The organism is Variovorax sp. J31P207 (genome assembly GCF_030316965.1).
In the GTDB taxonomy this organism is placed as follows: Bacteria; Pseudomonadota; Gammaproteobacteria; order Burkholderiales; family Burkholderiaceae_C; genus Variovorax; species Variovorax ginsengisoli_B.
Genome location: NZ_JASZYN010000001.1, coordinates 1,015,218 through 1,028,150 on the forward strand (window position 1 = coordinate 1,015,218; position 12,933 = coordinate 1,028,150).

Consider the following 12,933-nt stretch of genomic DNA (forward strand, 5'->3'; position numbering starts at 1 on the left):
GCGTGAACGATCTCTCGCTTTTTCTCCCTTGCGCCGCCGGCGTCGAGGATTTCCTGGCGCAGGAAGTGCATGCGCTGACCGGGCGCATGGGGCAGGACCTGCTCACTCTGCGTGGCGGCGTGCGGGTGCGTGCCGACTGGCGCGACGCGCTCAATCTCAATCTGCACAGCCGGCTGGCCCAGCGGGTGCTGATCGAACTCGCGCATGCGCCCTACCGCAGCGAGAACGACCTCTACGCGATCGCCAGCGGCGTCGCCTGGGAGATCTGGTTCACGCCCAAGCAGACCTTCAAGATCGAGACCACGGCCCAGCACAGCCCGCTGCAGAGCCTGAACTTCGCCACTCTGCGCATCAAGGACGCGATCGCCGACCGCTTCCGCGCCAAGGCGGGCGGGGTGCGCCCGAGCATCGAGACCCAGTGGCCCGACTGCCGCGTCTTCGCCCACCTCACGACCGACACCTGCACGCTCTACATCGACACCTCGGGCGAGCCGCTGTTCAAGCGCGGCTGGCGCCAGGACAAGGGCGATGCGCCGCTCAAGGAGACCCTGGCGGCGGCGATGCTGGCGGCCAGCGGCTGGTGGAACCCGGAAACCGGCGCGGTGGCCGCCCAGCCGCTCTACGACCCCTGCTGCGGCAGCGGCACGATCGCCATCGAGGCGGCGCAGATCGCCTCGGGCATCGCCGCCGGCTCGCTGCGGCGCTTCGGCTTCGAGAAGCTGCTGCCCTTCCAGCCCCATGTCTGGTCGGCCCTGAAGGCCGCGTCGGTGCCGGCGTCGCCGCCGCAGCCGCCGGCGATCTTCGGCTCCGACGTCTCGCACCGCATGGTCGACTTCGCCGAACGCAACGCCGAGCGCGCCGGCGTGGCATCGGCGATCCAGTTCCGCGGCGGCGATGCCCTGCAGCGCATGCCGCCGGCCGAATCGGGCGTGATCGTGCTCAACCCGCCCTATGGCGAGCGGATCGAAGTCGGCGGCGTGGCCCGCGGCCGCGAGGATGCGCAGACCGAGGACGGCGGCGAGTTCTTCGTCCAGCTCGCGAGCCACTGGAAAAAAAACTACGCCGGCTGGACCGCCTGGGTGCTGACGCCCGAGCTGCAGCTGCCCAAGCGGATGCGCCTGAAGGAGTCGCGCCGGGTGCCGATGTGGAACGGGCCGATCGAGTGCCGGCTGTTCAGGTTCGACATGGTGGCGGGCTCCGCACGCGGCAAGGCCGCTTGAGACAGAATGCGGCCCACCCCGGGGCCGCTGCGGCCCGACACAGGAAACTTCATGACCGATTTGTCCGCCTTCCCGATCACCAGGAAATGGCCCGCCACCCACCCCGACCGCCTTCAGCTCTATTCGCTGCCCACGCCCAACGGCGTCAAGGTGTCAATCATGCTCGAGGAGACCGGGCTCGCCTACGAGCCGCACCTGGTCAGCTTCGAGACCAACGACCAGATGTCGCCGGCCTTCCTGTCGATCAACCCGAACAACAAGATCCCGGCCATCCTCGATCCGAACGGTCCGGGCGGCGAGCCGCTGGCGCTGTTCGAATCGGGCGCGATCCTGGTCTACCTGGCCGACAAGACCGGCCAGCTGATCCCGCAGGATGCGGCCGGGCGCTACCAGACCCTGCAGTGGCTGATGTTCCAGATGGGCGGCATCGGCCCGATGTTCGGCCAGCTCGGGTTCTTCAACAAGTTCGCCGGCAAGGCCTACGAGGACAAGCGTCCGCGCGACCGCTACGTGGCCGAGTCGCGGCGCCTGCTCGGCGTGCTTGAGCAGCGGCTGGCCGGCCGCGCCTGGCTGATGGGCGATGCCTACACGATCGCCGACATCGCGACCTTCCCGTGGGTGCGCAACCTGGTCGGCTTCTACGAGGCCGGCGATCTGGTCGGCTTCGCCGATTTCCCGAACGTGGGCCGCGTGCTGGAGGCCTTCCTGAAGCGCCCCGCGGTGGTGGCCGGGCTCAATATCCCCAAGCGCGGCTGAGCCTCCGGTGCGGGTCGTCATCGACACCAACATCGCGCTCGACCTGCTGGTGTTCGACGACCCGGCCCAGGCGCCGCTGGTGGAAGCGCTGGCGGCCGGCGCGCTCGAATGGATCGCGACCGCCGCAATGCGCGACGAACTGGCGCGCGTGCTTGGCTATCCGCTGATCGCCCGCCGGCTGCAGGCCAGCGGGCGGCAGGCCGACGCGGTGCTGGCGGCCTTCGATGCCCGCACGCGCCGGATCGAGGGCGCGCCGCCGCGCGCACCCTGCGTGTGCAGCGATCCCGACGACCAGGTCTTCATCGATCTCGCCGTGGCGCACGGCGCGCGGCTGCTGAGCAAGGACCGCGCGGTGCTGTCGATGCGCAAGCGGCTGGCGGCCCGCGGCGTCGCGGTGTCCAAAGACTGGGCGCCGGCCTAGCGGCCGTACCAGCGCGCCAGCAGGCGCGCCACGGCCCGCACCCGCTGCGTGTCGCGGCCCCAGCGCCGGCCCTCGGGCAGGTGCCGCAGCCAGCGCATGCGCCCCGCCGCGATCGCCAAGCGGTCGCGCACGTCTTCGCTGGCCTGGTCCAGCACCTCGTGCCATTGGGCGGCGGCCGCATGCGGCGAGGCGGCGTCGACCAGCATCGCGGTCGAGTGCAGGTAGCTGAGCCAGTCGCGCGCCTGGCATTCGGCCAGCGGCAGCGTCTCGCCGGGGTCGTCCTCGAAATCGATGTAGCCGATGGCGCCGTCGGGGCATTGCACGAGGTTGCGGTCGAAGGCCTGGCTCAGGTAGGTCTGGCGCGCATGCACGAGCGCGATGGCCGCCAGCCCCTCGCGCCAGGTCGCCAGCAGGGCGACCGGCCCGGCCGCGGCGGCCTGGTCGAGCCGCTCCTGCAGCACCACCGGCGGGCGGCCGCTTTGCCCGAGGTCGGAGATCAGCAGCCCGTCGGCCTGCTGCGCCAGCACCGCCGGCACCCGCAGGCCGGCGGCGCCGAGCTCGCGCAGCCGCTCGGCCTCGATCGCGATCGCCGCCTCGCCGCCCGGATTCGGCACCGGCTTGAGCACGTCGAGCCGCAGCGCACCGGCGATCGCCGCCAGCAGGTGGTAGCGCAGCTTGCCGTGGCGCGGCCCGGCCTTCTTGAGCCAGACGCGCTCGCTGCCGAAACGGTGGCTGGCCACGGCCTTCTCCTGCTGCGGCAAGGTGAGGCGCAGGAATTCGGCGTAGTCCTCGGGCAGCGGCGGTGCGCCGGGCTCGAGCGGCGCCGGCGCGGAGGCCATGCTCTTGCGCATCTGTACGCGCGTGGACGCGCCTCGTCGGACGGGATTCATAGGGCCAGGGGCTGGAAGCTCTGGGCGCTGGCCAGCGGCCAGTAGGTGCGGAACACGTTGTGCTGGCCGTCGAGCGGCCCGAGCAGCGCGCCGGGCCGCACCTGCATCACCAGGTTGCTGAGCAGCCGCACCTCGGTGTCGGAGATGCGCCGCACGATGTGGTGGGCCGTGATCTGCTGCGGGTGGTCGAGGCCGGCGGCCTGCACCAGCTCCTGCAGCGCATGCAGCGTGCTGCGGTGAAAATTGCGCACCCGGTCGGCCTTGGTCGGCACCACCAGCGCCTGCTGGCGCACCGGGTCCTGGGTGGTCACGCCGGTCGGGCAGAAGCCGGTGTGGCAGGCCTGGGCCTGGATGCAGCCCAGCGACATCATGAAGCCGCGCGCCGCGTTGCACCAGTCGGCCCCCAGCGCCATCATGCGTGCCAGGTCGAAGGCGGTGATCACCTTGCCGGCGCAGCCGATCTTGATGCGCTCGCGCAGGCCGACGCCGACCAGCGTGTTGTGCACCAGCAGCAGGCCCTCCTGCAGCGGCGCGCCGACGTGGTCGCTGAACTCGACCGGCGCCGCGCCGGTGCCGCCCTCGGCGCCGTCGACCACGATGAAGTCGGGCGTCAGGCCGGTCTGCTGCATCGCCTTGACGATCGCGAACCATTCCCAGGGGTGGCCGAGGCAGAACTTGAATCCGGTGGGCTTGCCGCCCGACAGCACGCGCAGCCGGGCGATGAAATGCATCATCTCGACCGGCGTCGAGAAGGCGCTGTGGGAGGATGGCGAGATGCAGTCCACGCCCACCGGCACGCCGCGCGCGGCCGCGATCTCGGCCGTGACCTTCGGCGCCGGCAGCACGCCGCCGTGGCCGGGCTTGGCGCCCTGGCTCAGCTTGATCTCGATCATCTTCACCTGCGGGTCGCGCGCGTTGGCGATGAAGCGCTCCTCGCTGAAGGAGCCGTCGTCGTTGCGGCAGCCGAAGTAGCCCGAGCCGATCTCCCAGATCAGGTCGCCGCCATGCACGCGGTGGTGCGAGGAGATCGAGCCCTCGCCCGTGTCGTGCGCGAAGCCGCCGAGGCGGGCGCCCTGGTTCAAGGCCAGGATCGCGTTGGCCGACAGCGCGCCGAAGCTCATCGCCGAGATGTTGAACACGCTCGCGCTGTAGGGCTGGGTGCAGGTCTCGCCCGCGGGCGAGGCCGGGTTGGGCGTGGCGCCGATGACGATGCGGAAGTCGTGGTCGACCAGTTGGGTCGGCTGCATCGAGTGATTGATCCACTCGTAGCCCGAGACCGTGACGTCGAGCTGGGTGCCAAAGGGCCGGTTGTCGGGTTCGCCCTTGCTTCGCTGATAGACCAGCGAGCGCTGGGCGCGCGAGAACGGCGCCGCCTCGGCATCGCTTTCGATGAAGTACTGCCGCATCTCGGGGCGGATGTATTCCAGCAGGAAGCGCAGGTGGCCGATGACCGGATAGTTGCGCAGGATCGCGTGGCGGGACTGGCGCAGGTCGTGCACGCCGGTGCCCGTGAGCCCTCCGAAAACGGCCAGCGCCACCCAGGCGGCCCAGAGTTGTGGGGCCATCAGGACGGCCGCCACGCTGGCGACCGCGCCGGCCGCGGACAGCGCGAACGCGGTGTAGCGCGCCGGGAACGGCGAAATCATCGGTGTCGAAATAGTGGGTCTCCGCAAGCCTTGCTGCATCATAGAGGGCTGCATTTGTAACGCCATGACAACCCAGCCCGACACCCCGACCCCCGCCCCGCCCGAGCAAGCCCCGCTCGGCCCCGACGATTTCGATGCCCAGGACCAGGTCCTCGACGCCCTGCGCGAGCAGGACGACGAGACGCCGCAGTGGGAGTTCTGCGAAGGCTTCATGGCCGCGCTGGTCTGCACCCGGCGCCCGATCGAGCCGGCCGAATACTGGCCGGTGCTGCTCGGCGAGGGCTTCGTGCCGGCGCAGCACATGGAATTCGTCTGGCGCTGGAAGCGGCGCTGGCACGAGATCGAGACCGGCCTCGACGCCGACGTGGAGTCGCTCGACGACGAACGCACCTGGCAGCCGGAGGTGCTCGACACCCGCGGCGCGATCGCCGCCCTGCCCGAAGAGGAGCGCGCCGAGATGGCCGGCGAGGCGATCCCGTCCTTCGCCCAGGTCTGGGCGCTGGGCTTCATGTACGCGGTCGAGAACTGGCCCGACGACTGGGCGCCGCCACGCGACAAGGAGGCGGCCGGGATGCTCGACGAGGCGCTCGACGCCATCGTCACGCTGACCGAGGACGACACCGGCAAGCCGGCGCTATCGATGTACGCCGAAGACGGCCCACCGAGCGTCAGCCAGCAGCGGGTCGACGACTTCGGCGCCGCGATCTGGGCCGTGTACGACCTGCGCCAGCTGTGGCGCAGCATGGGGCCGCGCGTCGAGACGATCCGCAAGGAGGCCACCCCGGGCCGCAACGACCCCTGCCCCTGCGGCAGCGGAAAAAAATACAAGAAGTGCCACGGTGCCGGCTGAGACGGCCGCCGCAGGACTGGCGCCGCCGGCGTTGACGCTGCGCGCCGCCTGGGCCATGGTGCTGGCCCTGTGCACCGCCTTCGCGCTGAGCCAGGCCTACCGCACCGTCGGCGCGATCATGGCCAGCCAGCTGCAGGCCGAGTTCAGGCTGTCGGCCCAGGCGCTCGGCATCTTCTCGGCCGCCTTCCATTTCTCCTTCGGCGCGATGCAGCTGTTCATGGGCATCGGCATCGACCTGCACGGCGTGCGCCGCACCGTGCTGACCGCCTTTCCGCTCGCGATCGTGGGCGCCCTGCTGTCCTCAGTTTCCCAGGACTACGCGCTGCTGGTGGCCGGCCAGGTGCTGATCGGCGTCGGCTGCGCGCCGGCCTTCCTGGTCTGCACGGTTTTCATCGCGCGCCATTTCCCGGCCGCGCGCTTCGCTTCGGTGTCGGGCCTGGTGCTCGGCATCGGCGGCGTCGGCATGCTGATCACCGGCACGCCGCTCGCGTGGCTGGTGCAGGAGCACTCCTGGCGGATGGGCTTCGTCGTGCTCGCCGCGGTCTCGGTGCTCGCCTGGCTGGCGATCTGGCACTGGGTGCGCGAGCCGGCGCGTCCGGGCGGCCAGCCGCGGGAGTCGGCGCTCGCGGCGCTGCGCCAGTTCGGCGCGCTGTTCGCGCTGCCGCACACGCTCGGCATCCTGGTGCTCGGGGCTGTGACCTACGCGGCCTTCATCTCGCTGCGCGGGCTCTGGCTCGGGCCGCTGCTGATCGAGCGCCACGGCTACACGCTGGTGCAGAGCGGCAACGTGGCGCTGGTCGTCTCGATCATCTCGCTGGTCGGCCCGCCGCTGTTCGGCCGGCTCGATCGCGAGGGCCCGGTGCGGCGGCGCCGCATCATCGGCTGCAGCCTGGCCTATGCCGCGCTGTTCGCCGCGATCGGCTTCTTCACCGAGGCCTGGGTCGACGTCGGCGGCACGATCGCGATCGGGCTGCTTTCGGGCTTCATCGTCTGGCAGTACGCCGACGTGCGGGCCGCCTATCCGGCGGCGATCACCGGTCGGGCGATGGCGGTCTTCACGATGGCGATGTTCCTGGGCGTGGCGCTGATGCAGTGGGTCACGGGCATCGCGGCATCGATCGCGGCGGCGCACGGCGCGGAGCCCTTCACCGCGGTGCTGGCGACCATCGCCGCCCTGTTGCTGGCCGCGACCCTCGGCTTTGCGATGCTTCCGGCACCCGCGCCGCGGCCGGGGCGGGTGTCTTCGTAGCGGTGATCGATCGGAGGTGGTGATGAAGATTGCAGTCATGGGCGCCGGCGCGGTCGGCTGCTACTACGGCGCGATGCTCGCGCGGCAGGGCCACGAGGTCGTGCTGATCGGGCGTGCGCTGCATGTCGATGCCGTGCGGAGCCTGGGGCTGCGTCTGGAGACCGCGGACTTCGACCAACGGATCAAGCTGGCGGCCAGCACCGAGGCGAGCGCCGCGAAGGGCGCCGAACTGGTGCTGTTCTGCGTCAAGTCGACCGACACCGAGGCCGCCGGTGCACTGCTCGCGCCGTGGCTCGAGCCGCAGGCGCTGGTGCTGTGCCTGCAGAACGGGGTCGACAACGCCGACCGCCTGCGCGGCGTGCTGCCGCAGGAGGTGGCCGCGGCGGTCGTCTACGTCGCCACCGAGATGGCCGGGCCGGGCCACGTGAAGCACCACGGGCGCGGCGAACTCGTGATCGAGCCGTCGTCCGGCAGCGGCGCGCTGGCGCAGGCGCTGGCCGAGGCCGGGGTCCCGGTCGAGATCTCGGACAACGTGCGCGGCGCGCTGTGGGCCAAGCTGATCCTCAATTGCGCCTACAACGCCCTGTCGGCCATCACGCAGCTGCCCTACGGCAGGATCGTCGCCGGGGTCGGCGTGGCCGAGGTGCTGCGCGACATCGTGGCCGAGTGCGTCGCGGTCGCCGAGGCCGACGGCGTGCGGCTGCCGGCCGGCCTGGACCTCGCGGTGCGCCGCATTGCCGAGACCATGCCGACGCAGTATTCGTCCACGGCGCAGGACCTGGCGCGCGGCCGGGCGAGCGAGATCGACCACCTGAACGGCTACATCCTCCAGCGCGGCGCGCTGCTGGGCGTGGCGACGCCGGTCAACCGGGTGCTGCACACGCTGGTCAGGCTGCTGGAGCGAAAGCACGCCGAGACGGCGGCCTGACCGGGGCCTTGTGCCGGAGCGGCCAAAATGGAGCCCATCGAGAAATTCAAGACATGACCGAAAACACGCCCCTTCCCCCGCTGCCCGACCACCTGTCGATCGACCCGCGCAGCCCGCACCACGTCGCCGCCGTCTTCGAGCGCGACATCGGCATCCGCTTCAACGGCAAGGACCGTTCCGACGTCGAGGAGTACTGCATCAGCGAAGGCTGGATCAAGGTGCCCGCGGGCCGCACGCTGGACCGCAAGGGCAAGCCGCTGCTCATCAAGCTCAAGGGCAAGGTCGAGGTGTTCTATCAGGACTGAGCTCTGCGCCCTGGCCCTGGCGGCGCTGCTCGCCGCCGGCTGTGCGTCGCGCCCGGTGCCGCGCGTGACCCGGCTCGGCGATGGCGTCTTCAAGTCGCCCACCGCGCAGGATGCCGAGGCCTACTGCCGCAATTTCGGCGCCCCCACGCGCTTCCTCGACGGCCCGGCAGCGGGCGTGGGCGAGGTCAGCTACCGCTGCGATTGACGCCCAGCCTCAGATCTTGAAGGCCCGCTGCACGTCGGGGCGCACCAGGTCCGCGTAGTCGCGGTGCTTGCGGATGTAGCCGGCGATGAACTGGCAGACCGGGATCACGTGCTTGCCGTCGGCTCGGGCCTGGTCGAGCACGTGCCTGGCGAGCGCCGAGCCGACGCCCTTGCCTTCGAAGGCCTCCAGCACTTCCGTGTGGGTGAACATGATGGCCTCGCTCAGCAGGTTGTATTCGCAGTAGCCGGCGAGTTCGCCGCCGATGCGGGCTTCGTAGCGGTGCTCGGCGGGGTGGTCGGCGATCGTGATGTCGGTCATGGACGGGTCCGTGGTGGGGTCAGGGGTTGCGGGCCAGGAAGGCTTGGAGGTTCGCCGCCGCAGTGGCGCGCACCTTCTTCTTCAGCATCGGCGACCAGCCCAGCAGCAGGCCGGGTGCGCCCAGCGCCTGCCGCGACCAGCGCCAGAAATCGAAGCGGTCGCGCTGGGTGGCGATCAGGCCTTCGGGCGTGAAGGTGAAGCGCGAGTCGATCGCGTTGTCGACGATGCGCCCGGTGGCGCTGAAGAGATAGTGGGCGTCCCAGTGCGCCTTGCCGCCGGCGGCATCGGCCTCGACGTCGCGGTAACTGAGCTTCCAGACCGAGGCGCCCTTGGCCTGGGTGCCGCTGCAGAGCATCTTCCACATGCCGCCGACTTCGCGCCCGCCGCGCAGCGAGAAGGCTTCGTCGTCGAAGCACGCGTCCGGCGCGTAGCAGGCCGCCATGGTGTCGGCGTCGAGCCGGGCGAAGGCGTCGTAGAAGCGGCGAAGGGTCTGTTCGGTGGGCGACATGCGGCATCGTATCAAGGGGGCGTCCGCAGCAGCTCGACCAGCGTCTGCAGCGCGTAGTGCACCGTGGCCGCGCGCACCGCCGCGCGGTCGCCATCGAAGCGGCGCCGCTCGGTGCGCGTGCGGCCATCGACCGACCAGCCGAACCAGACGGTGCCGACCGGCTTCTCGGCCGAGCCGCCGCTGGGTCCGGCGACGCCGGTGACGGCGACCGAGACCTGGGCCCGCGAGCGGGCGACCGCGCCTTCGGCCATCGCCCGGGCCACCGGCTCGCTGACCGCGCCATGGGCCTCGATCAGCGCGGCATCGACGCCCAGCAGCTCGCTCTTGGCTTCGTTCGAATAGGTCACGAGGCCGCGCTCGAACCAGACGCTGGAGCCAGCGAGGTCGGTGCAGGCGCCGGCGATTAGGCCGCCGGTGCAGCTTTCGGCCGTGGCCATCATCCAGCCCTTCTGCGGCAGCAACTCGGCCAGTTGAAGCACCAGGGCGGAAACGTCGAGATCGGACAAGGAGGTCGGGTGGTCGTTCATCGGGTTCACCATGCGCGCAAGGCGGCGATCACCAGCAGCGTGCAGAAGGCCGCCACCAGGTCGTCGAACAGGATGCCGAAGCCCGCGGCGCCCCAGCCGGTCGTGCCCGTGCCATCGGCCGACGCCCGCGGCTTGAAGAGCCGGTCGGCCCAGCCCACCGGGCCCGGCTTCACGGCATCGAAGAAGCGGAACAGCCCGAAGGCGATGAGCTGGGCCAGCAGCCCGCCGGGCAGCACCAGCCAGAGGATGATCCAGAAGGCGACCACCTCGTCCCAGACGATGCAGCCGGGGTCGGCGATGTTCATGTGGCGGGCGGTCACGGTGCAGGCCCACCAGCCGATCGGCAGCGACGCCAGGATCACCCAGCCGATGACGGCGCTCGACAGCCAGCGCTCCATCACGAGGAACGCAACCCAGGCCCAGAGCGTGCCGACGGTGCCGGGCGCCCGGCGCGGCAGCCCGGAGCCGAAGCCCAGGGCGATCAGGTGCGCCGGATGCGCGAACAGGAAGCGCAGGGTCGGGCGGAACGGGGGCGCGGCGGCAGGGGAATCGGGAGCGGTTGGCATCAACCCGCAGTGTCGCCCATCTTGGCCTGCGCACCGGTGACCGGCGTGATCCGGTAGACGCAGCGGCGCGCGCCGGCGATCAGATGTTCCTCGCGGCGCAGGTGGCCCTGGGGCCCGGCCACTTCTCGGAACAGCGCCAGCTCGGAGCGGCAGAAGCCCTGGCAGGCCTCGGCGGCGACGCAGATCGGGCAATGGTCCTCGATCAGCAGCCAGTCGTCGCCATCGGCCTCCAGCCGCGCCATGTAGCCTTCCTGGTCGCGCAGCGCGGCCAGCCGGCGCAGCCTCGGCGCCAGGTCGGGCAGGTCCCGGCAGGCTTCCAGGTAGCTGGCGCGGGAGGCCTCTTCGCGGCGGGCGATGAGTTGCTCCAGCCCGGCTTCGCCGAACACCTCGCGCACCGTGTCGACCAGCTGGCGAGTGAGTTCGGCGTGCCGGTCCGGAAAGCGGGCGTGGCCGCGGGCGCTCAGCGACCAGGCCTGGCCCGGGCGTCCGACACCCGAAGGCGCTTCGGCGACGCCACGCACCAGGCCGGCCTCCGCCAGCTTGTGCACCTGCTGCCGCACCGCCTCGGTGGTGGTCTGCAGCGCGGCCGCCAGCGCGGCCGTCGACATCGGGCCGCGGCTTTTCAGCAGCAGCAGGATGCGATCGGCGGTGGTGGCGCTCGGCGTCATGTTATCCAAGAGTTTACTTGCTTAATTGGGGTGTGCTGATAATATGCAAGCCATCGCTTTGATAATTGCCGCCAGGGAGTCGATTGCATGTCCTCGTCGTTCACCGCCGCCCTCCAGCCCCCGACCGCTTCGTGGGCCGAGCTTTTCTCGGGCCGCAACGCGTGGCGCGCGGTCGCCGTCACCGGCGGCGTCGCGCTGCATGCTGTCAACGTCCACATCGTGACCACCGTCCTGCCCTCGGTGGTGCGGGAGATCGGCGGGGTCGAATGGTATGCCTGGAACACCACGCTGTTCGTGGCGGCGTCGATCCTCGGGGCCACGCTGTCGGTGCGCCTGCTGCAGCAGTTCGGACCGCGCCGCAGCTACCTCGCGGCGCTGGCGGTGTTCGTGCTGGGCAGCATCGGCTGCGCCACGGCCCCGGACATGGCCTGGATGCTGGCCGGACGCACGGTGCAGGGGCTGGGCGGCGGCGTGCTGGCGGCCTTGGGCTATGCCTTGATCCGCCTGATGTTCGAGGCCCGGCTGTGGCCGCGCGCCGTGGCGCTGGTGTCGGGCATGTGGGGCGTCGCGACCCTGTGCGGGCCGGCGGTCGGCGGCGTCTTCGCCGAACTGGGGCATTGGCGCTGGGCTTTCTGGGCCCTCTTGCCGGTGGCGCTGGGGCAGGCGCTGATCGCCGGCCTGCAGCTGCCGGCGCGCAGCCCGGGCGAGACGGGCGCATCCCGCGCCGCCCTGCCGATCGGCCAGATCCTGCTGCTGATCGCTTCGGCCCTGAGCGTGGCGACCGCCAGCCTGTTCGACACGCTGGCCGCGCAGGTGGGCATGGTGCTCTTCGGCTTGGCGCTGGGCCTGGCGCTGGTGCGGACCGACCGGCGCGCGAGGGTTCGCCTGCTGCCGACCGGCGCCTGCGCCCCCTTCACCGCCTTCGGTGCGATCTACGCCAGCGTGGCGCTGCTGCTGATCGGCACCGACACCGAGATCTTCGTGCCGTATTTCCTGCAGACGCTGCACGGCCATTCGCCGCTCGTCGCCGGCTACCTCACGGCCGCGATGGCCGGCGGCTGGAGCGCGGCCTCGCTGCTGTCCGCCGGCCGCAGCGGCCCGCGGGCCGACCGCATGCTTCGCTTCGGCCCGCTGGTCAGCATGGCCGGCCTGATCGGATTGCTGCTGCTGGTGCCGGCGGCGCGATGGGCGCCGGCGGCCCAGACCCTGGGCATGGCGCTCGCGCTGGGCGCCACCGGCTTCGGCGTCGGAATGGGGTGGCCGCATCTGCTGACCCGGGTGTTGACGCTGGCGCCGCGCGGCGAAGAGAACCTGGCCTCGGCGTCGATCACCACCGTGCAGCTCTACGGCATGGCGATCGGTGCCGCGGTGGCCGGGCTGGTGGCGAACGCAGCGGGGCTGACCACGCCCGGCGGCAGTGCGGGCGCGCAATCGGCCGCCAGCTGGCTGTTCGGGAGTTTTGCGCTGGCGCCCGCGCTCGCGGCCCTGCTGGCCTGGCGCTTCGTCGCCGGGCCGACGGTCAGGCCGGCTGGAAGTGCTGGCTGATGCGGCGGGCCACGGCCAGCGGGGTGTTGCGCAGCGCGTCGACGGCGCAGGCGCCCAGGAACAGGCCGTCGAACTTCAGTTCCACCTGCTGGAAGTAGCGGCCCAGGGACTCGCCGGCGTCGCGCAGGCAATGCTCCAGCGCGGCGAAGCTGCGGCTCTCTTCCTGAACCGCGCCGCCCTGGGCGCTGATGCGGTGGCGGAAGGCATCCGGTCCGATGCGTTGGATGTCGATCAGGGGCTTCATTCGGCGTGGCGGCAGGCGGGGGTTCGTCAACGGAGAGAGCTTCGGCACATCGATGGTCGCTCCTGGGGCACCGCTGGTAAATAGTCC

Annotated in this window: 17 protein-coding genes; 9 read left to right on the forward strand and 8 right to left on the reverse strand. The window is 71.1% G+C overall.

Annotated elements, in window-relative coordinates; all coding sequences use genetic code 11:
* The first annotated feature begins 2 nt into the window (after positions 1-2).
* Genes QTI68_RS04785 through QTI68_RS04795 form a run of 3 tightly spaced genes read left to right on the forward strand, consistent with a single transcriptional unit; the run spans position 3 to position 2,397 of the window.
* Positions 3-1,220, forward strand: coding sequence for a THUMP domain-containing class I SAM-dependent RNA methyltransferase (locus tag QTI68_RS04785; protein ID WP_286519966.1), 1,218 nt, complete (start codon positions 3-5; stop codon positions 1,218-1,220).
* A gap of 51 nt (positions 1,221-1,271) precedes the next feature.
* Positions 1,272-1,976, forward strand: coding sequence for a glutathione S-transferase N-terminal domain-containing protein (locus QTI68_RS04790; protein WP_286519968.1), 705 nt, complete (start codon positions 1,272-1,274; stop codon positions 1,974-1,976).
* A gap of 7 nt (positions 1,977-1,983) precedes the next feature.
* Positions 1,984-2,397, forward strand: a complete 414-nt coding sequence (locus QTI68_RS04795) for a putative toxin-antitoxin system toxin component, PIN family (protein ID WP_286519969.1) — start codon at positions 1,984-1,986, stop codon at positions 2,395-2,397.
* Here QTI68_RS04795 and QTI68_RS04800 read toward each other — a convergent pair.
* Together QTI68_RS04800 and QTI68_RS04805 are read right to left on the reverse strand one after the other, a co-directional pair.
* Entirely contained in the window at positions 2,394-3,287 is an 894-nt protein-coding gene (locus tag QTI68_RS04800; protein WP_286519971.1) for a BUD32 family EKC/KEOPS complex subunit, read from the reverse strand. The two genes, QTI68_RS04795 and QTI68_RS04800, sit on opposite strands and share 4 nt — an antisense overlap.
* On the reverse strand, positions 3,284-4,933 hold the full coding sequence (locus QTI68_RS04805) for an FMN-binding glutamate synthase family protein (RefSeq protein ID WP_286519972.1): 1,650 nt from the start codon (positions 4,931-4,933) through the stop codon (positions 3,284-3,286). Before QTI68_RS04805 ends, QTI68_RS04800 begins: the two co-directional genes overlap by 4 nt.
* 64 nt (positions 4,934-4,997) lie before the next feature.
* On the opposite strand from QTI68_RS04805, the gene QTI68_RS04810 reads away from it, so the two are divergent.
* The 5 genes from QTI68_RS04810 to QTI68_RS04830 are packed head-to-tail and all read left to right on the forward strand — an operon-like array spanning position 4,998 to position 8,470.
* Entirely contained in the window at positions 4,998-5,783 is a 786-nt protein-coding gene (locus QTI68_RS04810) for a UPF0149 family protein (RefSeq protein WP_286519974.1), read from the forward strand.
* A 55-nt stretch (positions 5,784-5,838) separates the two neighbouring features.
* Positions 5,839-7,032: an MFS transporter gene (locus QTI68_RS04815; protein WP_286520223.1), complete on the forward strand. Its 1,194-nt coding sequence runs from the start codon at positions 5,839-5,841 to the stop codon at positions 7,030-7,032.
* A gap of 22 nt (positions 7,033-7,054) precedes the next feature.
* Positions 7,055-7,960 carry a ketopantoate reductase family protein gene (locus tag QTI68_RS04820; RefSeq protein WP_286519975.1) on the forward strand — a complete coding sequence of 302 codons (906 nt, stop codon included), beginning with the start codon at positions 7,055-7,057 and terminating at the stop codon, positions 7,958-7,960.
* A gap of 53 nt (positions 7,961-8,013) precedes the next feature.
* A complete protein-coding gene (locus QTI68_RS04825; protein ID WP_286372029.1) occupies positions 8,014-8,265 on the forward strand; it encodes a DUF3297 family protein in 252 nt (83 codons plus the stop codon).
* Positions 8,266-8,320: 55 nt separating this feature from the next.
* Positions 8,321-8,470 carry a hypothetical protein gene (locus QTI68_RS04830; protein ID WP_286519976.1) on the forward strand — a complete coding sequence of 50 codons (150 nt, stop codon included), beginning with the start codon at positions 8,321-8,323 and terminating at the stop codon, positions 8,468-8,470.
* A 9-nt stretch (positions 8,471-8,479) separates the two neighbouring features.
* On the opposite strand, the gene QTI68_RS04835 is transcribed toward QTI68_RS04830, so the two are convergent.
* Genes QTI68_RS04835 through QTI68_RS04855 form a run of 5 tightly spaced genes read right to left on the reverse strand, consistent with a single transcriptional unit; the run spans position 8,480 to position 11,057 of the window.
* Positions 8,480-8,788, reverse strand: coding sequence for a GNAT family N-acetyltransferase (locus QTI68_RS04835; RefSeq protein WP_353506398.1), 309 nt, complete (start codon positions 8,786-8,788; stop codon positions 8,480-8,482).
* A gap of 19 nt (positions 8,789-8,807) precedes the next feature.
* A complete protein-coding gene (locus QTI68_RS04840; protein WP_286519977.1) occupies positions 8,808-9,296 on the reverse strand; it encodes a nuclear transport factor 2 family protein in 489 nt (162 codons plus the stop codon).
* Between the two features lie 11 nt (positions 9,297-9,307).
* The gene (locus tag QTI68_RS04845) at positions 9,308-9,835 is read right to left on the reverse strand and encodes a CinA family protein (RefSeq protein WP_503011622.1); all 528 of its coding nucleotides are present in this window, start codon (positions 9,833-9,835) and stop codon (positions 9,308-9,310) included.
* A complete protein-coding gene (locus tag QTI68_RS04850; protein ID WP_286519980.1) occupies positions 9,829-10,389 on the reverse strand; it encodes a phosphatidylglycerophosphatase A family protein in 561 nt (186 codons plus the stop codon). The genes QTI68_RS04845 and QTI68_RS04850 overlap by 7 nt, the downstream gene beginning before the upstream one ends.
* Positions 10,389-11,057 carry a helix-turn-helix transcriptional regulator gene (locus QTI68_RS04855; RefSeq protein ID WP_286519982.1) on the reverse strand — a complete coding sequence of 223 codons (669 nt, stop codon included), beginning with the start codon at positions 11,055-11,057 and terminating at the stop codon, positions 10,389-10,391. The genes QTI68_RS04850 and QTI68_RS04855 overlap by 1 nt, the downstream gene beginning before the upstream one ends.
* 87 nt (positions 11,058-11,144) lie before the next feature.
* Between QTI68_RS04855 and QTI68_RS04860 the strand changes: the two genes are divergently transcribed.
* Positions 11,145-12,602, forward strand: coding sequence for an MFS transporter (locus QTI68_RS04860; protein WP_286519983.1), 1,458 nt, complete (start codon positions 11,145-11,147; stop codon positions 12,600-12,602).
* Here QTI68_RS04860 and QTI68_RS04865 read toward each other — a convergent pair.
* A complete protein-coding gene (locus QTI68_RS04865) occupies positions 12,577-12,846 on the reverse strand; it encodes a hypothetical protein (protein WP_286519984.1) in 270 nt (89 codons plus the stop codon). The genes QTI68_RS04860 and QTI68_RS04865 overlap by 26 nt on opposite strands.
* Between the last annotated feature and the right edge of the window lie 87 nt (positions 12,847-12,933).

Bases quoted from the DNA above. Each gene is read 5' to 3' on its own strand.
- QTI68_RS04810 (WP_286519974.1), top strand. From the start codon at position 4,998: ATGACAACCCAGCCCGACACCCCGACCCCCGCCCCGCCCGAGCAAGCC.
- QTI68_RS04790 (WP_286519968.1), top strand. From the start codon at position 1,272: ATGACCGATTTGTCCGCCTTCCCGATCACCAGGAAATGGCCCGCCACC.
- QTI68_RS04825 (WP_286372029.1), top strand. From the start codon at position 8,014: ATGACCGAAAACACGCCCCTTCCCCCGCTGCCCGACCACCTGTCGATC.
- QTI68_RS04850 (WP_286519980.1), bottom strand. From the start codon at position 10,389: ATGCCAACCGCTCCCGATTCCCCTGCCGCCGCGCCCCCGTTCCGCCCG.
- QTI68_RS04840 (WP_286519977.1), bottom strand. From the start codon at position 9,296: ATGTCGCCCACCGAACAGACCCTTCGCCGCTTCTACGACGCCTTCGCC.
- QTI68_RS04800 (WP_286519971.1), bottom strand. From the start codon at position 3,287: ATGAATCCCGTCCGACGAGGCGCGTCCACGCGCGTACAGATGCGCAAG.
- QTI68_RS04815 (WP_286520223.1), top strand. From the start codon at position 5,839: ATGGTGCTGGCCCTGTGCACCGCCTTCGCGCTGAGCCAGGCCTACCGC.
- QTI68_RS04845 (WP_503011622.1), bottom strand. From the start codon at position 9,835: ATGGTGAACCCGATGAACGACCACCCGACCTCCTTGTCCGATCTCGAC.
- QTI68_RS04860 (WP_286519983.1), top strand. From the start codon at position 11,145: ATGTCCTCGTCGTTCACCGCCGCCCTCCAGCCCCCGACCGCTTCGTGG.
- QTI68_RS04805 (WP_286519972.1), bottom strand. From the start codon at position 4,933: ATGATTTCGCCGTTCCCGGCGCGCTACACCGCGTTCGCGCTGTCCGCG.
- QTI68_RS04865 (WP_286519984.1), bottom strand. From the start codon at position 12,846: ATGAAGCCCCTGATCGACATCCAACGCATCGGACCGGATGCCTTCCGC.
- QTI68_RS04835 (WP_353506398.1), bottom strand. From the start codon at position 8,788: ATGACCGACATCACGATCGCCGACCACCCCGCCGAGCACCGCTACGAA.
- QTI68_RS04820 (WP_286519975.1), top strand. From the start codon at position 7,055: ATGAAGATTGCAGTCATGGGCGCCGGCGCGGTCGGCTGCTACTACGGC.
- QTI68_RS04855 (WP_286519982.1), bottom strand. From the start codon at position 11,057: ATGACGCCGAGCGCCACCACCGCCGATCGCATCCTGCTGCTGCTGAAA.